21 protein-coding genes are annotated in these 26,847 nt (G+C 67.8%); 12 read left to right on the top strand and 9 right to left on the bottom strand.

All coding sequences use genetic code 11. The annotated features are described in order from the left end of the window. Positions 1–93 precede the first annotated feature (93 nt). Positions 94–780 (bottom strand): SIMPL domain-containing protein, encoded by a 687-nt coding sequence (locus ACIQ51_RS11380; protein WP_396205165.1) that lies wholly within the window; start codon positions 778–780, stop codon positions 94–96. Between the two features lie 13 nt (positions 781–793). Here ACIQ51_RS11380 and ACIQ51_RS11375 point away from each other — a divergent pair, with 13 nt between their 5' ends. Further along, a complete protein-coding gene (locus tag ACIQ51_RS11375) occupies positions 794–931 on the top strand; it encodes a hypothetical protein (protein WP_396205164.1) in 138 nt (45 codons plus the stop codon). Positions 932–1,399: 468 nt separating this feature from the next. Here ACIQ51_RS11375 and mnmG read toward each other — a convergent pair whose 3' ends face one another. Then, entirely contained in the window at positions 1,400–3,385 is a 1,986-nt protein-coding gene (gene mnmG, locus ACIQ51_RS11370) for a tRNA uridine-5-carboxymethylaminomethyl(34) synthesis enzyme MnmG (protein ID WP_396205163.1), read from the bottom strand. A gap of 53 nt (positions 3,386–3,438) precedes the next feature. Here mnmG and ACIQ51_RS11365 point away from each other — a divergent pair, with 53 nt between their 5' ends. After that, the gene (locus ACIQ51_RS11365) at positions 3,439–3,729 is read left to right on the top strand and encodes a hypothetical protein (RefSeq protein ID WP_396205162.1); all 291 of its coding nucleotides are present in this window, start codon (positions 3,439–3,441) and stop codon (positions 3,727–3,729) included. Here the strand turns inward: ACIQ51_RS11365 and ACIQ51_RS11360 are convergent. Beyond that, on the bottom strand, positions 3,698–4,015 hold the full coding sequence (locus ACIQ51_RS11360; RefSeq protein WP_396205161.1) for a hypothetical protein: 318 nt from the start codon (positions 4,013–4,015) through the stop codon (positions 3,698–3,700). The genes ACIQ51_RS11365 and ACIQ51_RS11360 overlap by 32 nt on opposite strands. 29 nt (positions 4,016–4,044) lie before the next feature. Beyond that, positions 4,045–5,037 carry a YheT family hydrolase gene (locus ACIQ51_RS11355; RefSeq protein ID WP_396205160.1) on the bottom strand — a complete coding sequence of 331 codons (993 nt, stop codon included), beginning with the start codon at positions 5,035–5,037 and terminating at the stop codon, positions 4,045–4,047. A 91-nt stretch (positions 5,038–5,128) separates the two neighbouring features. Here ACIQ51_RS11355 and ACIQ51_RS11350 point away from each other — a divergent pair, with 91 nt between their 5' ends. Then, positions 5,129–6,403, top strand: coding sequence for a dicarboxylate/amino acid:cation symporter (locus ACIQ51_RS11350; RefSeq protein ID WP_396205159.1), 1,275 nt, complete (start codon positions 5,129–5,131; stop codon positions 6,401–6,403). 42 nt (positions 6,404–6,445) lie between these two features. Here the strand turns inward: ACIQ51_RS11350 and ACIQ51_RS11345 are convergent, their stop codons facing one another. The 3 genes from ACIQ51_RS11345 to ACIQ51_RS11335 are packed head-to-tail and all read right to left on the bottom strand — an operon-like array spanning position 6,446 to position 11,531. Then, the gene (locus tag ACIQ51_RS11345) at positions 6,446–9,343 is read right to left on the bottom strand and encodes a hypothetical protein (RefSeq protein WP_396205158.1); all 2,898 of its coding nucleotides are present in this window, start codon (positions 9,341–9,343) and stop codon (positions 6,446–6,448) included. Continuing rightward, positions 9,340–9,861: a hypothetical protein gene (locus tag ACIQ51_RS11340; RefSeq protein WP_396205157.1), complete on the bottom strand. Its 522-nt coding sequence runs from the start codon at positions 9,859–9,861 to the stop codon at positions 9,340–9,342. Before ACIQ51_RS11340 ends, ACIQ51_RS11345 begins: the two co-directional genes overlap by 4 nt. Beyond that, complete coding sequence (locus ACIQ51_RS11335) at positions 9,858–11,531, bottom strand: Ig-like domain-containing protein (RefSeq protein WP_396205156.1); 1,674 nt, start codon at positions 11,529–11,531, stop codon at positions 9,858–9,860. The genes ACIQ51_RS11340 and ACIQ51_RS11335 overlap by 4 nt, the downstream gene beginning before the upstream one ends. A 53-nt stretch (positions 11,532–11,584) precedes the next feature. Here ACIQ51_RS11335 and ACIQ51_RS11330 point away from each other — a divergent pair, with 53 nt between their 5' ends. The 8 genes from ACIQ51_RS11330 to ACIQ51_RS11295 all read left to right on the top strand — a co-directional run bounded on the left by ACIQ51_RS11330 (position 11,585) and on the right by ACIQ51_RS11295 (position 23,329). Next, positions 11,585–11,944, top strand: coding sequence for an arsenate reductase family protein (locus tag ACIQ51_RS11330; RefSeq protein ID WP_396205155.1), 360 nt, complete (start codon positions 11,585–11,587; stop codon positions 11,942–11,944). A gap of 112 nt (positions 11,945–12,056) precedes the next feature. Next, positions 12,057–13,427, top strand: coding sequence for a M28 family peptidase (locus ACIQ51_RS11325; RefSeq protein ID WP_396205154.1), 1,371 nt, complete (start codon positions 12,057–12,059; stop codon positions 13,425–13,427). Positions 13,428–13,594: 167 nt separating this feature from the next. Continuing rightward, positions 13,595–14,017, top strand: a complete 423-nt coding sequence (locus tag ACIQ51_RS11320; protein ID WP_396205153.1) for a hypothetical protein — start codon at positions 13,595–13,597, stop codon at positions 14,015–14,017. Between the two features lie 46 nt (positions 14,018–14,063). Beyond that, the gene (locus tag ACIQ51_RS11315) at positions 14,064–16,304 is read left to right on the top strand and encodes a tetratricopeptide repeat protein (RefSeq protein WP_396205152.1); all 2,241 of its coding nucleotides are present in this window, start codon (positions 14,064–14,066) and stop codon (positions 16,302–16,304) included. Positions 16,305–16,357: 53 nt separating this feature from the next. Continuing rightward, the gene (locus ACIQ51_RS11310; RefSeq protein ID WP_396205151.1) at positions 16,358–17,716 is read left to right on the top strand and encodes a lysophospholipid acyltransferase family protein; all 1,359 of its coding nucleotides are present in this window, start codon (positions 16,358–16,360) and stop codon (positions 17,714–17,716) included. A gap of 10 nt (positions 17,717–17,726) precedes the next feature. Further along, positions 17,727–19,700 carry an ABC-F family ATP-binding cassette domain-containing protein gene (locus ACIQ51_RS11305; RefSeq protein ID WP_396205150.1) on the top strand — a complete coding sequence of 658 codons (1,974 nt, stop codon included), beginning with the start codon at positions 17,727–17,729 and terminating at the stop codon, positions 19,698–19,700. A gap of 62 nt (positions 19,701–19,762) precedes the next feature. Continuing rightward, complete coding sequence (locus ACIQ51_RS11300) at positions 19,763–21,973, top strand: hypothetical protein (RefSeq protein WP_396205149.1); 2,211 nt, start codon at positions 19,763–19,765, stop codon at positions 21,971–21,973. A 138-nt stretch (positions 21,974–22,111) separates the two neighbouring features. Beyond that, the gene (locus tag ACIQ51_RS11295; RefSeq protein WP_396205148.1) at positions 22,112–23,329 is read left to right on the top strand and encodes a pyridoxal phosphate-dependent aminotransferase; all 1,218 of its coding nucleotides are present in this window, start codon (positions 22,112–22,114) and stop codon (positions 23,327–23,329) included. A gap of 32 nt (positions 23,330–23,361) precedes the next feature. Here ACIQ51_RS11295 and ACIQ51_RS11290 read toward each other — a convergent pair whose 3' ends face one another. Both ACIQ51_RS11290 and ACIQ51_RS11285 read right to left on the bottom strand, forming a co-directional pair. Then, complete coding sequence (locus ACIQ51_RS11290; protein WP_396205147.1) at positions 23,362–25,314, bottom strand: amidase family protein; 1,953 nt, start codon at positions 25,312–25,314, stop codon at positions 23,362–23,364. Between the two features lie 6 nt (positions 25,315–25,320). Beyond that, the gene (locus ACIQ51_RS11285; protein ID WP_396205146.1) at positions 25,321–25,617 is read right to left on the bottom strand and encodes a putative quinol monooxygenase; all 297 of its coding nucleotides are present in this window, start codon (positions 25,615–25,617) and stop codon (positions 25,321–25,323) included. A gap of 79 nt (positions 25,618–25,696) precedes the next feature. On the opposite strand from ACIQ51_RS11285, the gene ACIQ51_RS11280 reads away from it, so the two are divergent. Continuing rightward, on the top strand, positions 25,697–26,847 hold a 1,151-nt coding region (locus tag ACIQ51_RS11280; protein ID WP_396205145.1), incomplete at its 3' end, for an amidohydrolase.

Here is a 26,847-nt window from a genome sequence, read left to right as displayed (position 1 = left end):
CTCGGTCTCGTTCTGAGGGGCAGATCGCCCCGTTTCACGTGAAACGCCCGGGACATGGCGTGGTACTGCTGGTCCTCCGTGCCTCTTTCTTTTTCACCGGGAGAACCGCCACTTCGTTCCCACGCTGACCATTACGGTGTTGGTGCCGGCGCTGATAGGCGCCGACGCCGAGGATTCGTCTACCTTCATGGCCGCCATGGCCAAACGGGGCATGGGTTGCGGCTGCTCGAACTCATGGATGGTGAGTTCGAGCAGCTCCACCACTTGGCCGCCGGCGGCCTTGGCGGCGACGTCGGCCTGGCGGCGCGCGGATGCCACGGCCAGGGCCAGTGCCGCGTCCTGCGCCTTGGCGCGGTCTTTCACGAGGAAGTCCAGTCCGGCAACCCGGTTGGCGCCGTTGGTGAGCCCCGCGTCGATAATCTGCCCGGCCAGTTCGAGCTTCTCGGTCTCCACCTGCACGATATTGCTGACTTGGTAGCCGTCGATCACGACGCGCCGCAGTTTGTCGTCGTAGCGCTGGATGGGCTGCACGCTGTAGTCGATGGTCTGAATATTGGCGGCTGGTATTCCCAGTTTACGAATGGACTCAAGGATGGCCGCCTGCTTGCGGTTGTTGTCCTGTGCGGCCGCTGCCGAGGTCTTGGCCTGTGTCTCCAAGCCCACCTGCACCCGAGCCCGGTCGGGTGCAACCTGCACCTCGCCGCGGCCTGTTACGAGGATGGTGGACGGTGCTGCCGGCGTCTGCTGTGCCAATGCCGGCTGACCGAATGCCAGGCTCATCCCTAGGGCCCCCATGGCGCTCACCAACGAACGGTGGCGTACCCGACGGCTGGACGGGTTTGCGGAAGAGTTCGGCATCGTATCGCGCATCGTATCGCGCATCGTATCGCGCATCGTATCGCTCCTGGCCGTTGGGCTCGATTGGTGGTGAGGGAACTCAATGCTACCAGTCGAGACCCCGCCGCGTCACCAATGTTCGGAGGTTCCACGACGTCACCTTCCTATAAATGATTGTTTGGTCACGAACGCCGGCATCGACAGGCTGGCTCGCCGAGGCTCGCCGAGGCTCGCTCGGCGACCGGCGAGCAGCCCCGACCGGACCAAAACGGCCCCGTCAGGACACGCTTGTGGGAGAGACCGAGGGATCGATTTTCGGAGAAAAAACCGCAACAATCACATACTTTACTACACATCAATAGAACACTATAGGAACACCTTAGAAGCACTATACTGTCAAGGAAAAAATGCGGCGCCGAGGGCCAAAGGCCCGCCGGCGCCCATACCACCACCAGTTCGCTCCACAACTATATAAAGGAACACTCCCGTCTCTGGTCACCGCTCACCCGCTGGGTGCATCACCGCGCACGGCGATCCGCGCTGACCGCTCCCGCTCTTCCTCTCAGCTCCTGTTCTCACCGCGCTCCATCTCACCTCGCCGCCGGCGCAGTTCGAGCAGGAGGTTCTGCAGGTCTGCCGGACTGATCCCCGGGATTGCACTCGCCTGCGCCAGCGTGCTCGGCCGCAGGCGCGTGAGCTTCTGGCGCGCTTCAATGGAGATTGTGAGCATCGCCTCGTAGTCGAGCCACTCGGGGAGCGGCACGCCCCCTTGAGCGGTGAGGCGGGCGGCCCGGTAGCGCTCCTTCTCGAAGTAGCCGGCGTACTTGATCTCAAGCTCTGCGCCCACCACGGCGTCGCGTGGCAGATCATGTCCCACCTCGGCGGCCTCGAACAGCGACTGGAGCGAGATGTCCTGACGCCGCGTGAGCTCGACGGCGCGCACGGCATGCAGCAGCGGCCGTGAACCGGCGGCCACCAGGACCGGATCGGCCACCTGCGGCGGCATACTGGTGTCTTCCGCCAGACGGATGGCGCGACGCACCGCTTCGAGGCGCGCCTCCATCAGTACCACTTCGTCATCGCGCAGCAGGCCGGCGCTCTGGGCGATCGGCCCGAGCCGCGCGAGCGCATTGTCTTGACGCACCGTTAGGCGGAACTCGCTGCGCGACGTGAACAGGCGATACGGTTCGTCCACGCCGCGCGTGACGAGATCGTTGATCAGCACACCCACGTAACTCGTCTCGCGCCCGAGCACGATGGCGTCGCGCTCCTGCGTGTATCGCCCCGCATTGAGCCCCGCGATCACGCCCTGCCCCGCAGCCTCTTCGTAGCCGGTGGTGCCGTTCACCTGTCCGGCGAAGAACAGGCCATCAATGGCGCGCGAGGCGAGTGATGCGTCGAGCTGCGTGGGCGGATAGTAGTCATACTCGATCGCGTACCCCGCGCGCGTCATACGCACCGCTTCGAGCCCCGGCACGCTCTGCAGCACGCGCAGCTGCACCGGCGCGGGGAGGCTCGTGGAGAGGCCGTTCACATACAACTCCGTGGTGTCGTGCCCCTCCGGCTCGAGAAAGAGCTGGTGCCGTGTTTTGTCGGGGAACTTCACGACCTTGTCTTCGACACTCGGGCAATAGCGTGGTCCGCGCGACGCGATCGCCCCACCGTACATTGCCGACTCGTTGAGGTGATCGGCGATGAGGTGGGTGCCCTCCTCCTCGAGGAAGGTGATCCAGCAGGGCAGCTGCGCCGGGTGTCGCGTGTGCGCCCCGTATGCCGTATGCTGCACGCGCGGCGTGGTCCAGAAGTGCGACCAGGAATAATCGAACGCGTCGATCTCGCTGCCCTGCACTTCGAGACGCGCCGTGTCCACGCTGCGTCCGTCGATGCGCGGCGGGGTGCCGGTCTTGAAGCGATCGGTGATGAGCCCCACTGCGTCGAGCTGTTCGCCGAGATGCATGCTGGCCGCTTCGCCGGCCCGTCCGCCGCTGATGCGCGTGCTCGTGCCGATGTGCATCGTGCCGCGTCCGAAGGTGCCGGTGGTGAGCACCACCGCACGTGCGCCAAAGCGTCGCCCTTCGACCGTTTCCACCCCTGCAACGCGACGGGTGCCGGCGTGGGCGCCCTCGTCGAACAGCAACCGCGCGACCATGCCCTGCATGGTGTGCAGGGTGGGATGCGCCTCGAGCAGCGTGCGCACGGCTCGCCGATAGAGACCGCGATCGCATTGCGCGCGTGGCGCCCACACCGCGGGGCCCTTGCCGCGGTTGAGCATGCGAAACTGCAGGCTCGCCAGATCGGTGGCCCGGGCGATGATACCGCCAAGTGCGTCGACTTCGCGGACCACCGTGCCCTTGGCCACGCCACCGATGGCGGGGTTGCAGGAGAGCTGACCGATCTGCTCGAGCGCACCCGTAATCAGCGCGACCCGCGCCCCGCTGCGCGCCGCCGCGACCGCCGCCTCCGTGCCCGCGTGTCCGCCGCCCACCACGATCACGTCGAAGGTGGATTCGAGGGCGGCGCTGGCGGGAGAAAAAATGCGGTCGGTCATGCAGGGGAACTTAAGAGGCAGGAGAACGAGCGCGGAGGCGTTACCTTACCGGTATGCCACTGACTCTTTCATCCGACGCCCCGTCCCTCCTGATCCGCAAGAGCGCCTTCGAGCGAGTGGGCCTGTCGCGCGCACAGTTCGACGACGCACTCAACCTCACCGCCGACGAATTCCGGCTCGAGGGGGGACTGATCGTGATCGGCCCGCTCGTCGGCGAAGACACCCTGACCGACCTCATTGCGCAGCTCGAGGAGCACGGCCTCGTGTACTACGACGACTTCTTCGAGTTGAGCGGCAACTGGCCCGAGTGGCTCACGTTGTTCGCGATGGACGCCCGGGGCTGACGTCCCCGCGGGTGCCGGCGCCGCGGCGACGGCGCCGATGCGCCGCCATCCACGCATCGGTGCGACGGTGCAATCCCTGCCAGCCGCAGGCGATGCACCAGCTGTGGCGATAGCGTCGGCCGATAACGCGGCGCCATCCCGTGCGCTCCACCGACAGGGTCTCGCCGTCGCACAGGGGGCAGTGATGGCCCTCGGGCAACATGCCGAAGTACACCCTCGTGAGCAGCACGAACATGGCGAGCTGGAGCCCACCGATCACGGCGATGAAGATCCAGGCGTCCGGCAAACACGACGGGAACGCTGCGGGACACGACATCATAGGGCCGGGACGTCGACGTGGGCTGCGAGGAAGGAGGCGGCGCGCCACTCCCCGTAGTACCACGGCTTCCACGGCCGCGAGTACGACGTGAACCCCACATGCCCGCCGCGGACGGGAAACTCCACCTCCACGCAGGGCGCCCCCGCGACCTGCGCGCGCACGCGGTCCAGTACGGGAGGGGGGAGGAACGGATCGTCCACGGCGTTGAGCAGCAGGGTGGGAAGGCGAATGGACGACAGATACGGCAGCGAGCTGGCGCGTGCGTAGTAATCCGCCGCATCGCGAAACCCGTGCAGCGGCGCCGTAAAGGCGTCGTCGAACTCCCAGAGGGTACGGGCCCTCTGGACGGTACGCAGCGGCGCGAGCTCCGGATGCCGGTCGATTTTCCCCAGCGCCTTGGGAATGAGCGACTTGAGGAAGAACTTCTCGTATACCGCGCCGAAGCCGCGGCCGATATACCGCGACGCCTCCGCCAGATCGTAGGGGACCGACATGGCCACCGCCGCCTTCACCTGAGGTGGCAGGGTGCCCGACTGCTCACCGAGCAGCTTACAGAGCACGTTGCCGCCGAGGCTCACGCCCATGAGGCCGAGTGGCGCAGAGGGAAAGGCCGCGGCGAGCTGCTGCACCACCCAGAGCGGGTCGCTCGTTTCCCCGGAGTGGTAGCTCCGGGGAAGCCGGTTTGGCCTTGATCCGCAGGTGCGGAAGAGAAGCAGGTCGGCGGCCCACCCCCGGTCCTGAGCCTCCCGGAACATGGCCCGCGCATAGTGCGAGTGCAGGCCCCCTTCAAGTCCGTGGAGGAGGAGCAGCCGCGGACTGGTGGGCCCCTGCCTGCCGTCGAGCCGCGCCAGCTCGACGAAGTCGCCGTCTGGGGTGTCCCACTGCTCGAGCCGCACCGGGACCTGCGGTTCGCGACGCCCCAGGCGCCCCCACAGCGTGGCGCTGTGGGGATCGGGGAGCCACCAGGCAGGGCGATAGGGACGGCGCATGCGGACGATTCCAACGAAGGTGGACGTGTATCTGCAATCTAAGTGTTAAGCTTGGCGCATCGATCCCTCCCCGCGCTCCAACCAGTCCCCCGTGCTTAACAGAATCGTTCGGAATCTCACCTTCCAGGTGCTGGTGGCGGTGTCCCTTGGCGTGTTGCTCGGTGTCGTCGCGCCCGACTTCGCCAAATCGCTCAAGCCGGTGGGAGATACGTTCATCAATCTCGTGAAGATGGTGATCACGCCGATCATCTTCCTCACGATCGTGCACGGCATTGCGAGCATGGCCGACCTGCGGAAGCTCGGGCGTGTCGGCGGCAAGGCGCTCCTCTATTTCGAGGTCGTCTCCACGGTTGCACTGGCGATCGGCCTCGTGATTGTAAACATCACGAAGCCCGGTGCCGGGCTCGATGTCACGCAGCTGACGCTGGGTGATGTCAGCAAGTATACGACCGCAGCGAAGGACCAGAGCATGCTCGAGTTCTTCCTGCACATCGTGCCGAGCAACGTGTTTGCCGCCTTTGCCAGCGGCGATCTGCTGCCGGTGGTGTTCTTCTCGGTCCTGTTCGGTGTGGCGCTCACGGCCGTTGGCGACGCCGGGCGTGATCTGGTTGATCTGCTGGTGCGGCTGCAGGCGGTGTTCTTCCGCATCGTGCACATGGTCATGAAGGTCGCGCCGATCGGGGCGTTCGGCGCGATGGCCTACACGGTGGGTGCGTTCGGACTCAAGACGCTGCTGCCGCTCGGGCGTCTGATGCTCGATGTCTACCTCACAATGGCGGTATTCATCTTCATCGTGCTGGGTGGCATCTGCCGTCTGTACGGCTTCCGCCTGCTCAAGTTCCTGCGCTTCATTCGCGAGGAGCTGCTGCTCGCGCTGGGGACATCGAGCTCGGAGTCGGCGCTGCCGCGCATGCTCGAGAAGCTCGAGCGCTATGGCTGTGCGAAGCCGGTGGTGGGGCTCGTGATTCCCACGGGATACTCGTTCAACCTTGACGGGACGAGCATCTACCTCAGCATGGCTGCGATCTTCATCGCGCAGGTGTACAACGTCGACCTGTCGGTGTCGCAGCAGCTGACGCTGCTCGGCATTCTCATGCTGACCAGCAAGGGCGCCGCCGGGGTGACCGGCTCGGGGTTCATCGTGCTGGCGAGCACCCTTGCCGCGACGGACATGATTCCGGTGGAAGGCGTCGCGCTGCTGCTCGGCGTGGACCGCTTCATGAGCGAGGCGCGCACGATCACCAACCTGATCGGCAACGGCGTGGCGACGCTGGTGATCTCGCGCAGCGAGGGCGCGTTCGACGATGCGAAGCGTGAACGCGCGGAAGCCGGGTTGGATCTCGACGGGATCGCGCCAACAGCCTAGGCGGCGCGATCCCGTCGTGGGCTCTTGGCGCGGTCCTGGCGTTCAGCTCCCCGGGCGCCCCACGCAGTTGGTGGCCGGGACCACGCCTGCGTCGATCTGCAACAGGATCACCGCATCGGCCACGGTGATCATTCCGTCGCAGTTCGCATCGCCCCCGGTCCGCACATTGGCGCGGCTCGAGACGGGGAGCTGCACGAGGGAGCGCAGGACCGTTGTTGCATCGGCTGCGTTCACCGTGCCATTCACATCGGCGTCACCGGCGACCACGGAGGGAGCGGTGACGGTCGTGGTGTCGATGAACAGCGCCGGTGCCGTCGGGGCCCCCGGCAAATTCACCCGGATGGTGTCGATGTAGCGCCCTGGGGCGAGCATCGTGAGATCACGGCTGAAGCGCACGAAGTTCCATCGGGCGCCGGTGGCTGCACCGATGAAGGCGTCCCGGCGATGGAGCACGAGCGACGGCGAGCCCGAGTTGGCGGTCCAGGTCTGCGAGGCGCCGGCGAGTCCCAGGATCCCGACCATGACCGAGTCGACGGCCGTGAGACGCCCCAGCGTCACGGTGCGGCTGCCCCCCGTGCGGGACAGGACCACGCGCACCGGTGCATCGCGCACGGTCAGTGTGTCCACGAACCGAGCGGTCCCCCCATCGCTCGACTGCACGGTGATGGTATCGATGCTGACGATCACGGTGTTCGGCGGCCGTGTCCAAATCAGCCAATCACCATCGAAGCCGCTCGCGCGCATCAGCTGCGCATCGCGGCGGCGTGACGCGGTCCAGGTGGCGCCACTGTTGCTAAGTCGCACCTGCACGCTGTCGAATTGCGGCGGCGTCCCCAGCGACACACTCAGCGCGCCACGGCGGGTGCCCAGCGTGACCGTGTTGGTGATCGCGACGTATTCGACCGTGTCCACGAGCAGCAGCGTCTGCACGGCGGGGCCCGTCACGGTGACCTGCAACGTATCAATGGAGAGGCCGGCGGTCTGACGCAACGCACGCCGTACGCGCGTGAGCGCGGAGCCTGTGCCGCTGCGGGTGGTGAAGGTCAGTCCGGATCCATCGGTAGCCTGGATGTTCGACGACGCGGTCATGCTCCACGTGGCCGTGTTCCAGCTGCCGGTCAGCTGGAGCCGCACCGTATCGACGTTGCTCGCCATGCCATTCGCATTGAGCGTGATGCGCTGGCCGCGACGCGACCACAACACCGCGTCGGGAGCGGTCGCGCTGGTCACGCCAAGCTCGATGCTGAACTGTTGCGGCGACAGACCACCCGGGGTGGGGAGCTGCAGGAGCGTCACGGAGCGGCCCAAGGACGCGACCGACGGCCGAATGCCGTAGACTACCCAGCCATTGCCCATCCCCGAGCGCCGGAACAGCTGCAGCCAGCTCGGGATCGCGGTATTGGTGATTGCCCAGCTCCCCGTCGCCAGCACCTGCACCGAATCACGGCGGAGCGTGGTATCGCTCGCCGCATACGCCACGGATGTTCCGCTGCGCGCGAATCGCGCCAGCGTGGCATTGATCCCCGAGCCGTTGCGCGTCCGTTCGACCGTGATTGCCGGCCCGTTCGCCGTCAGCGAATCGATGGTCATGACCACACCGCGCACCGGGTCCTCGTATCGCTCCCCCACGGTCCACACGGCGCCCGGATCGTTGGTGTCGCCGTTACCGTCGACGTCGACCACCTGCGCTGGTTCGCTGCGCCCGTTGTCGACGGTGGCCAGTAGCACACCCTCCGACGGAATCGAGCGGTCGGTGCCTACGCGCTGACGCGCCTCGATCGTCATCCAGATGTTTGAGCGCGAGGACGCCAATGGCAGGACGATCAGCTGCGGATTGCGCCCGGCGGCGCGCGAGTGCGGTTCGATCACGCCGCTCCAGCGGCCAGTCGTGAGCACGACCTTGGCCGAGTCGGGGATGAGCCCGAGCCGATCCTTGTAGGCGCCCATGAACTGTGAGCCCAGGCGGCCGAAGTCGGCGTTCAGATAGCTCCCGCCGCTCGCGGAACTCATGACGTCCCACTGCGAATCGTACACGGCGCCATAGGGACCACTCGAATGCGGCAGCCCGAACGAGTGGCCGGCTTCATGCGCCACGGTGCCGGAGCGCGCCCAGTCCATGTTCCACATGAACGGCATGTTCCGCGACGGGCCATCGAGCGACACGGTGCTCGATCCACCCCACGAGCAGCAGCCGATGCGCGAGTTGTAGTGCGTCCCGATGCCGCCGAACTGCGAGAAGTCGACGTCGGCATCGGCCGTGGCGAGGCAGTCGGTCGCCATCAGCGACAGCCGCGCCTCCCCGGCCGCATCGGTGTAATCGGCCCGCGGCTTGGGTAGCGTGTACCAGCCGAAGACTCGCGTTCCTTCCATGGTCAGCCGACCGCGCGAGGCTTCGCGGAAGAAGGCGTCGGTGCCACCGGGCGCGTTTGCGTACATGTCGACGTACCGCTGCCGTGGCAACGGCTCGGTGGCGATGTCCGAGAACTTGCACAGGATGACCGCATATGGGCGCGCCGTGACGGCCCACGCCGGCGTCGTCAACTTCGCGGTCGTGAAGCTGTTCCCGACACTGACGAGCGTCGTCAGCTCACGCGAGGTCGGTACGGTTGTACCGGCATTCGCGCCCGCAAGCAACCGCGGCATCGTCGTGGTGCGGGTGCGCACCGTGACGCGCTGTCCGTTCGACCGGATCAGCGACGCCACCAACGACTCGTCGCGGGCATCGACCGTCAGCGGATGCATGACACCGTCCTCGTCGGTCAGCAGCACGGTGTAGCGGGGGTCGCCATCCTGCTGCGGGTCGCCCCATACCAGATGCAACGTGCCGGTTAACGCTGCCTCATCCGACTCCTGCGCCGGAAGCGGGGTCATCACGGGGATGGCGAGCAGGAGCAGCATCAGTCCCATCCACCGGCGGACCCATCGCGTCTCATGCATCATCGCCGGATCCTCGAATCATCGATGAATCGGAGCACGGTCGCGCGCGACAACCGGTTGTCGCCGTGCACATCCACCAGCTCCTCGAGTTCGACACGGAGCTGCGACAGCGCCGTGGCCGGACCGCGCACCGAGACCACGAACAGATCGCCCATCGCGATCCCCTCGGCGCTGGCGCCCGTCGCGTGTACGTCACTGCCGTCCACCCGGACGATGCGCATCAGCGCGCCTTGCGCGGCGCTCTGATCGTTCACATCGCCGTCCACGACCAGCGATGACGGCATGACCAGACGCGCACGGAATCCCGCCATGCGCGTGGTTGCCGCACCGCCGGTCAGTGACACACGCGCGAGCCATCGATCGGAAGCGCCCGTCGGAGATACGACCACCTGCGCCTGATAGCGATCAGCGGGTACGGCCCCTTGAGGGCGAGCACCGGGTTCGAGTGTTTCGTGACACCCCGTGAGGGTCAGGGCGCCAATGAGGAGGGCGCCGAGCAGATGGCGGGATGAGGGAATCATTGGACGCGGAAGGTGAAGTCGACGGATCGACGGGGGGCCAGGACGTTGCCGTTGGCGTCGCGCAGGTCGAGGGTGACCATGCGCACCTGCTGTGTTCCGGACGCGCCGGGACGGACCGTAATGGTGAATCGATGTAGCAACTGGTTGCGTCCCACCGTCGCGAGCGCCTCGGCGCTGGCGACCGTGACACGCAGGACGCCTTCCGCCACGCGCGTCCGGTTGATCGTGTAGCTCGCCCCCGTGGTCGTGGAGTCGCCGGATACCGTGAGTTCGGCGGGGTTCCACGACAGTTCGTACGTCACGGCATGCACCGGAGACTCGGCCAACCCCGAATGGACCAGCGTGGCGCTGGTAGTGAGCGACCCACCCACCGCGATCACGCTGTCGCCAGCGGACCGCTGATGATTGAGGTACGAGGCCCAGAACTCGAGCGGACTGGCGATGGCCTGGACGCGCGGCTGAAAGCCGGCGGCGGTGATCAGGGCGTCCATGCCGGCCGCCCCTTGGATCACCAGCTCGAAGGTGGCTGTGCCGTTGACTGTGGTGACCGTTGTGGCGCCGGACCGCACCGTGCCCTGACCGCGATCGAGGCGCACGGTGACCGCCGTGGGGGGCGCGGCCACGCCCGTGCTGTCGCGCAGTGTGACGGGGATACGATAGCGGGACGTCCCGAGTACCCCGGTGGTCAGGGCGGTGCGTTCGATCGTGCCGACGGTGATCGTCGGGAGCGTGGACGTAGCGGATACCGCGATGGGGCTCGTCAGGGCCTCGGCGATCTGCATGGTGGTGCCGCTTGCGGTCGCGCGCAGCCGATAGGTGCCGGAAGCGGAGAAGGCGAGGTCGTCGAAGACCGCGATGCCATCGCGCGCGGTGGTGCTGGCAGTGCCGAAGATGGTGTTCCCGCCGCTCGAATCTTGGATCGTGACGGTACCCGTGAACGTCTTGAGCGTATCCGAACCGGTGCGTGTCGCGCGGACGATCAGGCCGAGGCCGAAGCCGGGGCGTGTATGCCCCGGGGCCCGGTCGAAGACGAGGCGAAGGTTGGGCATAATCACATGGACCGGAGCGGTATCGGCGCGCGCCTCGCTCGTGGCGATGATCAGGGCTCGCCCATTGCCGATGCCCGTCACGACACCGGTGGCGCTGACCGAGGTGACGGTGGGGGCATCGGTGGTCCACTGGATGGCGCGTCCGCTCAGCGTGGCGCCGGTGGCATCACGCAACGTGGCGGTCAGTGGGGCCGCGTCGCCCGCGACGAGCAGTAGCGAGTCGGGGGAGATAGTCAGCGAGGCGACAGGAGCCAACACGGTGATGATGGCGGTGCCTGACCCCGCGCCGGCGCTCGCGGTGATGGTGGCGGAACCGCTGCCAACGGCGGTCACACGGCCGGTCGCGTCAACCGTCGCCACCGCGGGGGCGCTGGAGCTCCAGGTGACGGTGGCTGGGAGTGGGGCCCCGCTGCTGGCGACCGGCTGTCCGGTGAGGGTGACGGCCGCGCCGACCATGAGGGTGGCACTCGACGGGGTCACGACAACTTGAGCGACCGTCGGGGCGGGTGGCGTGGGCGGCGGCGCCACGGTGTCCTGTCCACCCCCGCTGCAGGCGGCGCTGTAGGCGGCGATCAGCATCGCCGTCGTGGGCCCGAGGACCCGGCGAAACAATGGTCTCATCCGGCTAACTTGAGACAACCCACGGCAGAACGCAAAACACTCGACCGTTAAGGATGCCACCCGCCGACCTGCAGGTTCAGATCTTCGGCACGAAGAAGAGCGCCGACACGCGCAAGGCGCTCCGTTTCTTCGCGGAACGCCGAGTGAAGACGCATTTCGTGGATCTTGCCGAACGCGCGGCGTCCCTCGGTGAGCTCAAGCGCTTCACGCAGAAGTTCGGTGTGGACGCCATTCTGGACCGCGAGAGCAAGCGGTTCGCCGAGCTTGGGCTGCGGACAGCCATCTACGGCGAAGAGAAGTGGCTGAGTATCCTCGTGGACGAGCCCTACCTGCTGACGCAGCCGCTCGTGCGCCTGCAGAACAAGCTGTGCGTGGGGGTGGACGAGAAGCTGTTCAAGGAGTGGCTGGGGTAACCACGGGCGGCACGTGGTGAGGCGCTGCACGTCGTTGGCTTCAACGGGGACGCTGGCACCCCGCGTATTCTCTGCATCAGCCCGCTCGTCTCCGGATCACTCATCCCGCCCCATGCCGACTTCTTCCGCCCGTCTCAGCACCACGCTGCTGGCCGCCTCCCTCCTTGTGCCAATGGTGAGCGGTGCTCAGTCCGCCCCGCTGCCCCCGATCATCGAGGATCCGCGTATCCATGATGTTGTGGCGTCGTCATCGGCGGAGCGGATTCGTACGGACATCACGGCGCTCGTGAACTTCGGCACGCGCCACACGATGTCGGACACGCTGTCGAACACCCGCGGCATCGGCGCGGCGCGGCGGTGGATCTTCGCGGAATTCGAGAAGATTTCGAAGGCGTGCGGCGGCTGTCTCGAGGTGCGCTACATCAGCGACATCGTGAAGGGTGACCCCAACGGTCGCATCAAGCAGGACATCAATGTGGTGAACGTGGTCGCGATCCTCCGCGGCACCACCGAGCCCAATCGCGTCATGGTGCACACCGGCGACATCGACTCGCGGGTGACCGACGTACTGAACGCCACGAGCGACTCCCCGGGGGCCAACGACAACGCTAGCGGCATCGCCGCGCTGCTCGAGGCGGCGCGCCTGATGAGCAAGCACAAGTTTGCGGCGAGTGTGGCGTGGGTAGCGCTGTCGAGTGAGGAGCAGGGATTGCAGGGTGGCGATATCGTGGCGAAGGCGGCACAGCGGGAAGGCTGGCGCATCGATGCCGTGATCAACAACGACATGGTGGGGAACAGTCGCGGCATCGACGGCGTGTTCGAGAACACCAAGGCGCGCGTGTTTGCCCCCGGGCTGCCGGCCAACACGCCCGCGGCGGAAATGCGCCGCATCCTTACCAATGGGGGGGAGCTCGATACGCCGAGCCGTCAGTTGGCGCGCTACATCGACGTGATCGCCGATCGCTACCACCCCAACATGGACGTGGAGATCATCTACCGGCTCGACCGCTACGGGCGCGGTGGCCATCACACGCCGTTCTTCAATCTCGGTGCGGCGGCGGTGCGTCTCATGGAGGCGCACGAGGACTACACCAAGCAGCACCAGGATCTCCGCACCGAGAACGGCATCAAGTACGGCGACGTGCTCGAGGGGGTGGACTTCGACTACGCGGCCAAGATGACCGCGCTCGACGCGAGCGTGCTCATGTCGCTCGCTGCGGCACCGGCCGCGCCAGTCGATGCACGCATCACCGGGGCGGTGCAGCCGTCGCCCACGTTGCGCTGGACGGCGTCGCCGAGCCCCGACGTGGCCGGCTATCGCATTTACTGGCGCAAGCACAGCGACGTGAACTGGACCCGCTCGCGCTATGTGGGCAACGTGACGGACTACACGCTGAAGAACGTGATCATTGACAACTACTTCTTCGGTATCGCGGCGGTGGGCAAGAACGGGCAGGAGAGCCTGGTCGCGTTTCCGCGCTGAGGCTCGACTCCGCGGCGCCCGCTGGTTTCCGTGGTACGGCTGGGCGCTGCGAATTCACCGCCACACACGAGTCTGCATGATGTGCACCACACTTGCGCCGGCGTCGGTGGCTCTCCAAGCTTTGCGCATCACGCAGTGCCTCTCACCCCGCGATTGCGGAGTATGCAATGAAAAGAACACAATGGATGGCGGCAGGGACCGCGGTGGCGGCCGTGCTGCTGCTCGGCGCCGCCCGCTGGCCGCAGGCCGCCGTGGTCACCGTGACGGTGAGCGCCCGCTGCGCCGGACCGAACACCACGCAGGTCACCGTGCAGCCGTGGAACGTGCACATCCGGCAGGGTGACCAGCTGCGCTGGGTGCTCAATGCCAATGCGAACAGCGACGACATCGAGATCACGCCCAAGGAAACGAGCGGCTGGCCATTCGCCTCACGCAATCCGTTGTTGGGCACCAAGGAGCTGCCCGCGCGCACCCCGCGCATGCTGGCCAACGCTCGTGGAACGTACAAATACAACATCGCGCTCACCTGCCAGTCGGGGAACAATCCGCCGGATCGGGTGGTGATCGATCCCGACGTCATCGTCGACTGAGCGGGCACGCAACGGGCTGACCATTCAGGTCGCTGCGTTTCCCTTCATGCTCCGTTCGTCTCAGCCCCCCACACGGATCGGCCCTTACAACATCATCCAGCTGCTGGGTGAGGGCGGTATGGGTGTTGTGTACGAAGCCGAAGAAACCGTGCCTGTGCGTCGTCGCGTGGCGCTCAAGCTCGTGCGCAAGGGGCTCGATGATGCGCACGAGGTGCTGGCGCGCTTCGACGCGGAGCGACGCGCGCTGGCGGTGATGAGTCACCCCGGGATCGCGCGGGTGCTGCAGGCCGGCAGCACGGACGACGGTGAGCCGTACTTCGCCATGGAGCTGGTGCGCGGCCTGCCGCTCACCGAATTCTGCGACACGAAGCGTCTCGCCGTGCGCGAGCGACTCCAGCTGTTCATCGGCATCTGCGAGGCGGTGCAGCACGCGCATCAGAAGGGTGTGATTCATCGCGACCTCAAGCCGTCCAACATCCTCGTGACCGACGAGGACGGCACACCGCAGCCCAAGATCATCGACTTCGGCATCGCCAAGGCACTGGGGCCGCCGCCCGCCGACGCCGCCAGGACGCTGGCGGGGTTTGCGATGGGGACCGTGGCGTACATGAGCCCCGAGCAGGCCAGCACCACCGCGATCGACGTGGACACGCGCGCCGATATCTACTCGCTCGGGGTGATGCTCTACGAGCTGCTGGTCGGCGCCTTGCCGCATGATCCGGCGCAGGTGGGGGTGTTCGAGTTCCTGGCGCGCCTGGCGAGCGGTGATACCATGCCGCCCACACCAAGCGCGGGGCTCAGCACGGTGTTGGCCCAGAGTGATGCGATCGCGCAGCGCCGCCGCACGGACCTCCGGCATCTGCAGCGCGCACTCCGTGGTGATCTCGACTGGATCACCATGAAGGCGATGCACCCCGATCGCGTCTTGCGCTACGAAACCGCCAACGGTCTCGCCGCCGACCTGCGGCGGCATCTTTCCAACGAGCCGGTGGCCGCGCGTCCCCCCAGCACGCGCTATCGTCTCGAGAAGTTCGTGCGGCGCCATCGCATGGGCGTGATCGTGGCCGGTGTGGCGTCGGTGCTGGTGACGGTGAGCAGCGTCGTTGCCACCGTGGGCTTCGTGCGCGCGCGCCGCGCCGAACAGCTGGCGGCCGAGGAGGCCGCGGCGGCCACGCAGGTGGCCGACTTCATGGTGGACCTGTTCCGCCAGTCCGACCCCAATGTGCAGCGCCGCCAGAACATGACCGCGCTGGCGCTGCTCGAGCAGGGCATCCGTCGCGTGAAGATGGACCTCGCGTCGCAGCCGTTGCTGCAGGCGCGGCTCATGCAGACGATGGGCACCGTGGAAACATCGCTGGGCAAGTTCGCCGAAGCGCGCGAGCTGCTCGACGCCGTACTGCGCACGCGCGAGCGACTGCTGGGCGCAGATCATCCGCTCGTGGGGGAGACCCTCACGAGTCTCGGTGAGCTCACGCGTGAGCGCGGGGAGCTCGACGAGGCGGAGCAGTATCTCACGCGCGCGCTGGCCATCCGCGAGGAGGCCCTTGGCCCGCACAACGTGGACGTGGCCACGACCATGTCGATGCTGGCGGTGCTGCGCGTGCGTCAGACGCGGCTGGCCGAGGCGGAATCGCTGTACCAGCGGGTGCTGGCGATCGACGCCCTGGTGCGTGAGCCCAACGACGCGCGCACGCTGCGCGATATGCGCGGTCTCGCGGCCGTGTATCGTGCCATGGACCGCAAGGTGGAGGCGGATTCGCTGTGGCGCCTCGTGCTGCAGCGGCAGGAGCAGTCGCTCGGCGCCGACCACCCCGATGTGGGAAGCACGCTCAACAACCTCGGCACACTGGCGTATTTCGACGGCCGGTACGAGGAGGCCGCGCGCTACTACGCGCGCTCGCGTCCGATCATCGAGAAGGCGTTCGGCCGCGACCATCCGCAGACGTCGGGGGTGATCAACAACCAGGGGGAAGTCCTCTGGAAGCTGAAGCGCTACGCCGAGGCGGAGCCGCTGTTGCGCCAGGCGCTCGCCATCAAGGAGCGGGTGTACACGCCGCAGCATGCGTCGATCGGGATCTCGTTGAATGGCCTGGCCGGCGTGTTGCGCGACAGCGGTCGGCCGTCAGAGGCGGAGCCGCTGTACCAGCGTGCGCTGGTAATCCGCGAGCAGGGGAGTAATACCACCGACCTGGCGGAGACACTGCGCGACTATGCGGTCCTGTTGAGGGCCACCGGACGCGGGGCGCAGGCCGCGGCGTTCGAGCAGCGGGCGTCGGCCACGAAGTAGGGCGCTTTCCGGGGCCGATGGCGGGCATGGCCATCGGCGTGTAACCTGCTCGCATGCTTCGGCGAGTGGTGTACTGGGTGTGCGCGCGCTGCCTGCGCTGGTTCTACCGCGACCTGCGCGTGGTGGGGGGGGATCGCGTTCCGGCCACGGGGCCGGTCCTGCTGGTCGGCAATCACCCGAACGACATCCCCGATGTGATCGCGGGGCTGTACACCACGCCTCGGCCGGTCCGCTACATCGCGACAGTTTCGATGGTCACGAGTTGGCCGGCGCGCAAGACCTACGAGGCGATGGGGGTCATCCCGGTGGCGCGCATCCGCGACGCGCGGAAGATGAAGGCCGAAGGGGTGGATATGGTGGCGGTCAACCAGGCGGCGTACGATGCCGTGGGGCGCGCGTTCGTGGCCGGAGACGTGGTGGCGGTGTTTCCCGAGGGCGGGGTGCACGATGTGCCGGAAATCGGCCGTTTGCGCACAGGTGTCGCGAAGATGGTGCTGGAACATCTTGATACTGACGCGAAAAACGATGTGACCATTGTGCCGTTCGGGATTCAGTACGAGGCGCCGCGCACCCGCGGCAGCGACATTCTGGTCCAGCTCGGCTCGCCCTGGAGCGCCCGGTCGTTCGTGCAGGGCGCCCCGCCCGAAGAGGGCGGGCTGGCCGGACTCACGGCGCGCCTTCGCGACGCGCTGCGGGCGGTGACCCGCAATGCGCCCACCTGGGAGGTGGCCGCCCTTCGCGATGAGCTGATCGCCGCGGTCGCGGCGGCGGTGGCGCCGCATGATCCACTGGGGGCCGTCCCGTCGCTGGTGCCAACGGCGGCGGCCAAGGCGCCCGTCTTGGCGGAGGGGGGCGGTAACGCGGCTGCCATTCGGCTGCGGTCCGCGGTGCATCAGCTGGCGCTGGCGGTCGAGCGGGCCGGCGGCGTGCGCTCCTCGGCGGTCGACCACGCCCGTCTGCTGTATGCGCTCGACGTGGAGCCGCTTCGCACTGCGGCGCAGGCGCCGGTCCCCGCGATCGTGCTGGTGGCGGGGCTCCCCGCGGCGGCGATCGGTTGGGCGGTGCATGGCCCGATCTTCGCCCTCGTGCGGGCGGTGGCACGCCGCGGCATCACGGTGCGCACGGACGAAGTGGCGCGCCGCTTCGTCCCCGGGCTGTACCTCGTGGGGCTCTGGTATCTGCTGCTCACGCTCACGGGGATGGTTGCGCTCGCCCTCAACGGTGTGTCGCCGCTGTGGATCCTGCCGGCCACGCTCACCGTCACCCGTTTCGGCGATCTCGCGGTGCGGTGGCGCGCCTGGTTCGAACACTGGCAGATGGTGACGCGCGTGCGTCGGTGGGCCGCGTCCGATCGCGAGGTGCTGCGCGAGGCGGCCGCGGTGGTACGGGAGACCGCCGCCGCACTCGATTAGACTCCGCGGCATGACCCTCTTCTCCATCGGCAACGCCGGCGTGGATTTCGGCGCCTCCGAAATCTTCCGCGATATCACCTTCACCGTGGCGGCTGGTGATCGCTGGGCGGTCGTGGGGCGCAACGGCACGGGCAAGTCCACGCTGGTGCGCCTCATTACCGGCGCACTGCAGCCCACGCGCGGATCGGTGGCGCGCATGCCGGGGCTCCGCGTGGCGCTGATGGACCAGCACCGCCGCTTCCCCGAGGATCAGTCGCTGTGGGAGATCGTGGCCGACGCCTTCGGCGATCTGCGCACCCTCGAGGCCTCGCTCGCGCAGCAGGCGGCCAATCTCGAGCACGATCACAGCGAGGCCGCCATGGAGAAATACGGCCGCGACCTCGAGCGCTTCGAGCGTGATGGTGGCTACGAGATGGCGTCGAAGGTGGACGCGATCCTCATGGGCGTGGGCTTCGATCCCGAGCTCGCCCGCCAGACGCGCATCGGGACACTGAGCGGCGGAGAACGCGGGCGTGTGGCGCTCGCCCGGCAGCTGGCCACCCCGGCCGATCTGCTGATTCTCGACGAGCCCACGAACCATCTCGATCTCGATACCACCGCGTGGCTCGAGCAGTACCTCGCGAGTACCGATCGCACCGTGATCTGCATCAGTCACGATCGCGCGTTTCTCAATGCGATGGCCGACCATGTGCTGCACTTCGAGGGGGGCTCGGCGTTCGCCTACGTGGGCAGCTACGAAAGCTTCGTCCAGCAGCGCGAGGAGCGCCGACTCACGCAACAGCGGCAGTTCGACAAGCAGCAGGCGAAGATCGCCGCCGAGACGGACTACATCGCGCGCAATCTTGCCGGGCAGAACACGCGGCAGGCCAAAGGACGGCGCAAGCTGCTCGCGCGCATGCCGCGCCTGTCGGCACCGATCGGCGCTGATGGCGTGATGGCACTGCGTCTGGATGCCGGTGATCGCAGCGGTGACCGCGTGATCGAGGCCAAGGGGGTGGCGGTCGGCGTGCCCTCCCCCGACGGACCGCGCACCCTCGTGCGTGATGTGCAGGTGGTGCTCGAGCGAGGAGAGGTCGTCGCACTCGTTGGCCCCAACGGCGCGGGCAAGAGCACCCTCATCAAGACGCTGCTGGGCGAAATGCCACCGTTCAGCGGCGAAGTGCGCGTGGGGCCCAGCACCACGGTGGCGTACTACCGCCAGGACGTTGGGCATCTCCCCCTCGAGAGTACCATCTACGACGCGATCGCCAATGAGCGGCCGCTGTGGGAGCGGCGGCAGGTGCAGGGACACCTCGGTCGTTACGGCTTCAGCGGTGACGAGGTGCAGCGCACCGTGGGCACACTCTCCGGCGGTGAGCGCGCGCGTGTGGCGATGGCGCTGCTCACGCTCAGCACCAACAACCTGCTCATTCTCGATGAGCCCACCAATCACCTCGACGTGGAAAGCATCGAGGTGCTCGAGGACGCTGTCGAGGAGTACGATGGCAGCGTGCTGATCGTGAGTCACGACCGTGCCGTGCTGCGCGGGCTGGCCACGCAGGTGTGGGAGCTGCGGAACAACGCGCTCACCGTCTTTCCCGGCACCTTCGTGGAATGGGAGCAGATGCGCGCGGAACGCGCCACGAGCGAGGCGAAGGAAACGCGCGCGAACGACCGCAAGGACGCCGAGCGTGCGGTGCGGCAGCGGGAGCGCGAGCGGGAGCAGCGGGAGCGCGAGAAGCAGCATGGCGGCGATCCCAAGAAGCTGCTGCGTACGGCGGAAAAGGCGCTCGCCGATGCGGAGCTGCGCGTGGCCACGCTGGAGGCGAAGATCGCCGACCTCACCGAGCAGCTCGACGACGCGTCGTTGTACGACAATGCGGCGGGGGTGAAGAAGGCCGCGGCGATGGGGAAGGCGCTCGACGAGGCGCGCGATCAGCTCGAGGAGGCGATGCACGACTGGGAAACCGCCGACGAGTACGTGGGCATGCTGCGGAAACGGTAGCCCGCGGCAACGGAATGGGCGGCGTTGCAACTTTGCCGCGCGGTCGGGCGTAGAAGCCGCATATGCGTCTGTGCCTACTTCCGCTTCGATTGCTGGTCCTCCTCGCTGCCGCCCAACTGGCGGCCGCTTCCCGCAGCGATGCGCAGGCGTCGCGCCCCCTGCAGCGGCTGCTCGAGGATGCCAGCCGCAGGAACAGGCTCCCCGATAGCCTGATCTCCTACAAGGCCAATGTGGAGACGGAGATCGCCGTCCTGCTGCGCCGCGAAGAGGGAACGGAGGCGGTGACCGCGATCGAGCAGGTGGCGAGCGCGCTGCGCTGGAACAGGGCGGGGCAGTACGAGCAGCGCGTCCAGGGATATCGCGCCCAGCAGCTTGGGGCCAACGTTTCGATGCTGTCGCTCTTCCAGACGGGGTGGATCAATCCGGTGCTCTATGGCAACCGGTTGCGGGTCCGTCCGCGCTCGGCGGAGTCACGCGGACGGGCGGCACCTGCCAGCCGGGGACGCGATGGCAGCGATACGCTCCCCGCGGTGCACCCGCTCGCGACCGACCGCGACCAGTACTACACGTATTCCGGGGGGGATACGATCGTCGTGATGCGCGCCGGCGACCGCACCATCCCCATTGCGCATGTGCGGGTACAGCCGCGCGACGACGTGAAGGGTCAGGTGGTGCTCTTCGACGGGGAGATGGACCTCGACGCGTCGCGCGGTACACTGGTGCGACTGCGCGGGCATTTCGTACGCACGGGCGCATCGCGCTCGCCGCTGGGGCGTACGCTCGCCGATGCTGTGGCGTTCGTGGAGTACGAGAACGGCGAGCGGTACGGTGCCTACTGGCTACCGGCGAAACAGCGCATCGAGCTGCAGGCCAATGTGCCGTTGCTCGGTGACGGTCGCGCGGTCGTCCGCATCGTCTCCCGCTTCTTCGACATGGAAGTGAACGACACCGTGCTCGATGCCGCCACGCTGGCCAAGGCCGACTCGTTGCGGGCGCTTGCCCGACGTCCGCTCACCTATGCCCGTACGGATTCGCTGGCACGCTTCGGGTCGTGGCGCAACGCCATCGGCACCATCACCGGTGGCCTGCACGCCGACGACTTTCAGGACATCGCGCCTGACCGCTGGCGCGCGACCGGGCCGCCGCGCTTCGATCTCTCGGCATCGCGTCCGGCCGATGTGATGCACTTCAATCGCGTGGAAGGCTTGTACACCGGCCTTGGTGGCAAGTGGGCACTCCGCGACGCGGCCCCCGGTGTGGTGGTGCGCGCCAACGCCGGCTACGCGTGGAGTGAGCAGACGGTGCGCGGCCGGTTGAGTGTGGAGCGCACGCGCGGGGCGTACACGTTCGAGGCGCGCGGCGGCCGCTCGATGGACATCACCAACGACTTCCGCGCGCCGCTCGATTCCGGCAATACCTTCGCCGCCCTGTTCGGCTCACTCGACTCGTATGATTACGTGTCGCGCAACGTCGGCACGCTGTCGGTGCTGCGGCGCGTGGGGGCGCGGCGCGCGCTCATTCGCGCAGAGGTGGGGTATGGCGACGATCGCTATCGCGCGTCGCAATTCGTGCGCGGGCCGTTCGGTGGCGATCCGTTCCGCGCCAATCATGGCGTGGATGAAGGGAGCTACGTACGCACTGCCGCGCTCGTGGAGTGGCACCCCGATCTGGCCGCCGAGTCGCTCAAGCCGGGGCTCGGGGCCCGCCTGTCGTTCGAGCGCGGTGACGGTACGCTGTCGTGGCAGCGCGCGGAGCTGCGGCTGAGCGGGCGTCGGCCGGTGGGGCCGTTCGTGCTGTTGGGTCGCGGCGACGTGGGCCTCGTGACGGGTGCGCGCATTCCATCGCAGCAGCTCTTCGAGCTCGGCAAATATCAGAATCTCCCGGCATACATGGACAAGGAGTTCGCCGGGTCGCGGGCGGCGGCGGTGCGGGCGAGCCTGCAGTACACGAGCCCGTTCCTGCGCAATCCGATTCGTCTCGGTGAGCGGTTCTGGGTCCCCGCGATCGCCCCGGGGCTGAGCGTGGGGGTGCAGAGCGGCTGGGCCGATGCCCCCACGGCGGCGGCACGGGAGTCGGTGAACCGGCTCACGCCCGGCTACGATCCGCTGCAGCTCGCACAGTGGGCGCCGGTGGCGGCGGCCACGGGACGCGTACGCGCGAGCGTGACGGCGGGCGTCCGCTTCTTCGGCAACGGATTGTTCCTCGGCGCCACGCGCGCGGTGGATCAGGCGGCGCCGTGGCGGGCGCTGTTCGGGCTCGGGCAACAGTGGTAGATACGCGAGGCACGGCGGGTGGGAGGCACGGCGGGCTCGTCGTGCGGCTCAAGCATCACACCGACGGGGCCACGTCGATCTGCTGCGCCGCTGGATGGCTACGCCGCCGGGTGGGGAGGTCGTGCTTACATTTCCTCCATGACCGCTCTTGCTCAGCTTCTGCCTAGCCGCCGTGACTTTGCCGGTGACGATCTGATCTTCACGCTCAACGGCCGCGCGCAAAAGCGCGCCGCCGAAGGGGCGAGCGTGATCAACGCCACGATCGGCGCGTTGTACGATGACACCGGCAAGCTCGTCGTACTGGACACGGTGATGGCGCAGTGGCAGCAGCTGACGAGTGCGGAGATCGCCCCGTATGCGCCGATCGGCGGCGACCAGACGTATCTGCTCAATCTCGTGCAGCGCCACTGGCCGTCGCTCACCAGCATCGGGGTGGGTGTGGCCACGCCGGGCGGGTCGGGGGCGTTGGCGCTCACGCTCAAGAATTTGCTGGAGCGCGGCAACACCGTATTGACCGCGGCGCCCTACTGGGGCCCCTACAGCACGCTCGCTGCCGAAGTGGGCATGACGCTCGCCACGGTGCCGTATCCGAGCATCGACACGGGCATCGACATTGGCGCGTGGGAAATGGCGTGTCGTAACCTCCTCGCTGCGCAGGGGCGCCTGCTGGTGTGGCTCAACGATCCCTGCCACAACCCCACGGGGCGCAGCTTCAGCAAGGCCGATCGCGCGGCGCTGGTAGAATTGCTGCGTGCCGTGTCGAGCCAGGGTCCCGTCACGCTGATTCTCGACCTCGCGTATCTCGACTATGCGCGCGATCCGCAGCAGGTGCGCGAGGCGCTCGACGACTACGCTGCCTTCGGCGCCGAAGGGCAGGTGCTGGTGGGCGCGTGCCTGAGCCTCAGCAAGGCCTATACCCTGTACGGCGCGCGCGCGGGCGCGCTGGTCTTTCCGTGGACGAAGGATGCGGCGCTGCACGGCGCGCTCATCACGAGCTGCCGCGGCACGTGGAGCAATTGTCCGCGCGGCCCGATGAGCGTGCTCAATCGCATCAGCAAGGACGCCGCCCTGCAGGCGAGCCTCGAGCACGAGCACGCGCAGTGGCGTACGCTCCTTGCGAAGCGCGCGGCCGCACTCGACGCCGCATTGCGTGCGAAGGGGCTGAGCGGCTGCGCGTACGATGGCGGCTTCTTTGTGACGCTCGATGGCGGCGCCGACCCGTTCGTCACCTGCGAGACGATGCAGGCGCACGATGTCTTCGTGATTCCGCTGCCGGAAGGGCTGCGGGTAGGCATTTGCGCCATGCGCGAAGGCGACGCGGAGCGATTTGCGGAGGCGTACGCCGCGTCGCTCTGAGGACGGTGCGCTGACGGATCCGGCCTCAGGACTCAGTTCGGTCTCGCGATTCTCGCCTCTCGCGTCTCACCGCTGGCTGAGGTGATGGCGACGGAGAGCCGTCCGTTCTGGTACGCCTCCAGCTCCGCGTATCCCAGCGGCATCGTGCCCTGCGCCTGCCGCGCGTCCGGTCCCATCAGTCTCGCCACCACGCGCTCGGCGTTGTCGGGGATGGTCACGCGCGCGATCGCGGGCGCGCTGCCGCTGGTGCCCGAGGCCGGGCCCGAGATGGTACCACCGCCCTGACGGCGGAGGACCACGGCGGCAACGGGCGCGCTGGTGGTAGTACGCCAGCGAAGTTCACGGCGCACCGGATCTACGGTGAGCGTGGTCGTCACCACGGCAGTCCCCACTCGAGTGGTGAGTACGCGTGGTGTCGCCACCGGTGCCGCGCCATTCACCAGCGCCGGCGTGCTGCTCGGTGCGCGTCGGCGTGGTCCGAGCTGCTCGAAGGCATAGGCCATCGACACCAGCCGAACATCGCTGAACGACGTGCCCAACAGCTCCACGCTGACCGGAAGTCCGTCGGCCGTGAAGCCGGCGGGCATGGCGATACTGGGGAGCCCACTTTGCGCGCCGAGCGGGCAGGTGCTCCCCGGCTGCACCTGCCCGGGAAACACCGGCTTCTGCCGCACCGTGGGGTACGCAATCGCATCGAGTTGCAGTGAATCGAGGAGACGCTCCATGCGCGCACGCAGCGCCTGCTGCCGCGCCAGCGTGACCGTGTGCGCGGCGTTGGGGAGCGGCGGGAAGGTGTCCGACGTACGGAAGCGCACTTCGAGTTCACGATCGAACTGGCCGCGCGCGACGATGTCGCCGAGGGTGCGCGCGGGGGCGTTCGGTACCATGGCGAGATAAGCGGCAAGATCCGCCTTCATCTCCATGTTGATCACGCTGGTGTTGGCAATGAGCGTGTCGAACTCTGCCATGGGCACATCGATCACCGTGGCACCGCGCGCACGCATGCCGGCGATGGCGGCGCGGACGCTGTCGGCGATCTCGCTGTCGGTGTCGCGGAAGTACGGCAGGAACAGGCCGATGCGCGCGCCCTGCAGCGCGTGGCGATCGAGCGCGGCGGTGAACTGCGGGCGCCGGTCACGGATCCCGACCGTGCTCCTGTCGGCGGCGTCGTAGCCCACGGTGGCATCGAGGGCGATGGCGAGATCGGTCACCGTGCGCGCGAGCGGTCCCCCGATGTCCTGCGAATGCGACAGCGGCACGATCCCCGTGCGGCTCACCATGCCGATCGAGGGGCGCAGCCCGAACAGCGCGCCGAACGCGCTGGGAATACGAATGGAGCCGCACGTGTCGCTGCCCCACCCCACGGCCGCAAAGCTCGCCGCGATCGCCGCGCCGGTGCCGCCGCTCGAGCCGCCGGGGCAGCGCGCGGGGTCGTACGGGTTGCGCGTCTGCCCGCCGAGTGAGCTGATGTTGGTGATGCCGGCGGCCAGTTCGTGCATGTTGGCCTTGGCCAGCACGATCGCGCCGGCCGCGCGGAGTTGCTGCACCACGAAGCCGTCGCGCGCCGGCTGGCTGGTGGCGAGGGCCAGCGACCCGGCCGTCGTGGGCATGTCGCCGGTGTCGTAATTGTCCTTGAGGATGATCGGAATGCCGTGCAGCGGGCCGCGCACCGTGCCGGCCGTGCGCTCGGCGTCGCGCGCGGCGGCTTCGCGCAGCGCCCCGGGATTGCGCCGCAGGATGGCGTTGAGTGCCGGCCCCTGCTGGTCATAGGCCGCGATGCGCGCGAGATAGGCGCGTACGAGTGCCACACTCGTGGTACGGCCGGCCGTCAGCGCCTGCTGCAGGTCCGTCACGGTCGCCTCGTGCACCTCGGTGCGTGGGGGCACGGAGGCGACGGGGATCCGCGCCTGGGCTTGCATGGTGGGCGCGGCCACCGAAAGGGCCGCGGAAAGCACTACGGCGGTGATTGCCACGAGTCTGCGCATGGCCGGTTACTCCGGAAAGTGGATGTCCACGTACTTCACGTTCGTGCGCGGCTCCGCCATCATGGGTGCGACCGTGTCGCGCCAGCGCTCGTAATGTGCGGTGGCTTTGTGCGCGGCCGGCGCATCGTCGGTGCGGTATGCCTCGATCAACGTGAAGCGCGTGGGGTCGTCCTGCTGCTGCAGCACGTCGAAGCGCGCGATCCCCGGCTCCCGCACGCTGTGGGTGGCGTTATCGAGCGTGGCGGCCGTGAACGCGTCCACGAACTCGGGTTTCACATGTACAAAAACCTGAACGATGAGCATGAGACGCAGGGTTGTGACTCGGGGGGACGTACGGTACGGGGAAGCTACGCCTGGCGCATCATGCCCGCATATTTCCGGCATGCGCCTCCGCTTCCTGCTTCCCGCCGCCGGCGTCCTGCTCCCTGTTCGGGGAGTTGTCGCCCAGTCCACGCCGGTGGCCGACATCGTGTATCGCAACGCGCTCGTGTGGACGGGGGATAGCGCTCGCCCGTCGGCCGAGGCGCTCGCTGTGCGCGGCGGTCGCCTGGTCGCGATCGGCCGAGACGGCGACGTGCAGCCGTTCATTGGCCCCACCACGAAACAGGTGGACCTCGGCGGACGTCGCCTGGTGCCCGGGTTCATCGATGCGCACTGGCATCTGCCCACCGCGAGTCGCGCGGATCTGGTGGGGGCGGGCAACGTGCAGGAGATCGTGGCGCGCCTGCAGCGCTGGGCGGCGAAGCTCCCCAAGGGCGCGTGGGTGGTGGGGCGTGGCTGGACGCCCAGCGACTTCCCGCAGAATGCGGCCCACAAGCGCTATCTCGACGCCGCGTTCCCCGATCGTCCGGTGCTGCTTACGGATCGCGACGGGCATCAGTCGCTCGCCAACAGCGTGGCGCTGCGGCTCGCCAAGGTTACGGCCGCCACGAAGGATCCCGCGCAAGGGGTGATCGAGCGCGAGCAGGGCGGTGCGCCCACCGGGCTCCTCAAGGAGAGCGCGAGCGGGCTCGTGTCGCGCCTTGTGCCGCCGCCTACGGCGGCCGATATCGCCCGCCGTATTCATGAGGAATCGCGCGCCGCCGCGAGCCTGGGCATCACCATGGTGCACGAAGCCTCTCGGCGTGCGCCCCGCGGGGCGGTGTTTGAGGCACTCGCCGCCGCGGCGCGCGCGGACACGATGACGCTGCGCTGGTACGTGAGTGTGCCGTTCGATCCCAACGCCACGCGCGCACAGCTGCTGCACTATGTGCAGCTGTCGAAGCAGTTCAGCGGGCCATGGTTGCGGTACGGCATCGCCAAGGGGATGCTCGACGGGACGGTGGATGCGCAGACGGCGGCGATGCTCGAACCGTATGCCAACACGGATGCGACGGGGCTTCCCTTCTGGCCCGCCGGCACGCTCAACCGCGGCGTGGTGCGCTACGACAGCGCCGGGCTGCAGGTGGAGCTCCACGCCATCGGCGACAAGGCGGTGCGCATGGCGCTCGATGCGTACGCGCAGGCACGGAAGGTGAACGGGGTGCGTGACAG

Source organism: Gemmatimonas sp. (assembly GCF_044344655.1).
In the GTDB taxonomy this organism is placed as follows: Bacteria; Gemmatimonadota; Gemmatimonadetes; order Gemmatimonadales; family Gemmatimonadaceae; genus Gemmatimonas.
The sequence above is the reverse complement of the archived record's forward strand: the minus strand, read 5'-3'. Positions and strand labels throughout refer to the sequence as shown.

What these genes read in the sequence shown, in the direction of transcription:
- ACIQ51_RS11355 (WP_396205160.1), bottom strand. Translation starts at nt 5,037, where the DNA reads ATGCGCCGTCCCTATCGCCCTGCCTGGTGGCTCCCCGATCCCCACAGC.
- ACIQ51_RS11365 (WP_396205162.1), top strand. Translation starts at nt 3,439, where the DNA reads ATGCCACTGACTCTTTCATCCGACGCCCCGTCCCTCCTGATCCGCAAG.
- ACIQ51_RS11380 (WP_396205165.1), bottom strand. Translation starts at nt 780, where the DNA reads ATGAGCCTGGCATTCGGTCAGCCGGCATTGGCACAGCAGACGCCGGCA.
- ACIQ51_RS11325 (WP_396205154.1), top strand. Translation starts at nt 12,057, where the DNA reads ATGCCGACTTCTTCCGCCCGTCTCAGCACCACGCTGCTGGCCGCCTCC.
- ACIQ51_RS11300 (WP_396205149.1), top strand. Translation starts at nt 19,763, where the DNA reads ATGCGTCTGTGCCTACTTCCGCTTCGATTGCTGGTCCTCCTCGCTGCC.
- ACIQ51_RS11335 (WP_396205156.1), bottom strand. Translation starts at nt 11,531, where the DNA reads ATGAGACCATTGTTTCGCCGGGTCCTCGGGCCCACGACGGCGATGCTG.
- ACIQ51_RS11290 (WP_396205147.1), bottom strand. Translation starts at nt 25,314, where the DNA reads ATGCGCAGACTCGTGGCAATCACCGCCGTAGTGCTTTCCGCGGCCCTT.
- ACIQ51_RS11375 (WP_396205164.1), top strand. Translation starts at nt 794, where the DNA reads ATGGCGCTCACCAACGAACGGTGGCGTACCCGACGGCTGGACGGGTTT.
- ACIQ51_RS11330 (WP_396205155.1), top strand. Translation starts at nt 11,585, where the DNA reads ATGCCACCCGCCGACCTGCAGGTTCAGATCTTCGGCACGAAGAAGAGC.
- ACIQ51_RS11315 (WP_396205152.1), top strand. Translation starts at nt 14,064, where the DNA reads ATGCTCCGTTCGTCTCAGCCCCCCACACGGATCGGCCCTTACAACATC.
- mnmG (WP_396205163.1), bottom strand. Translation starts at nt 3,385, where the DNA reads ATGACCGACCGCATTTTTTCTCCCGCCAGCGCCGCCCTCGAATCCACC.
- ACIQ51_RS11285 (WP_396205146.1), bottom strand. Translation starts at nt 25,617, where the DNA reads ATGCTCATCGTTCAGGTTTTTGTACATGTGAAACCCGAGTTCGTGGAC.
- ACIQ51_RS11320 (WP_396205153.1), top strand. Translation starts at nt 13,595, where the DNA reads ATGAAAAGAACACAATGGATGGCGGCAGGGACCGCGGTGGCGGCCGTG.
- ACIQ51_RS11295 (WP_396205148.1), top strand. Translation starts at nt 22,112, where the DNA reads ATGACCGCTCTTGCTCAGCTTCTGCCTAGCCGCCGTGACTTTGCCGGT.
- ACIQ51_RS11345 (WP_396205158.1), bottom strand. Translation starts at nt 9,343, where the DNA reads ATGATGCATGAGACGCGATGGGTCCGCCGGTGGATGGGACTGATGCTG.
- ACIQ51_RS11340 (WP_396205157.1), bottom strand. Translation starts at nt 9,861, where the DNA reads ATGATTCCCTCATCCCGCCATCTGCTCGGCGCCCTCCTCATTGGCGCC.
- ACIQ51_RS11305 (WP_396205150.1), top strand. Translation starts at nt 17,727, where the DNA reads ATGACCCTCTTCTCCATCGGCAACGCCGGCGTGGATTTCGGCGCCTCC.
- ACIQ51_RS11310 (WP_396205151.1), top strand. Translation starts at nt 16,358, where the DNA reads ATGCTTCGGCGAGTGGTGTACTGGGTGTGCGCGCGCTGCCTGCGCTGG.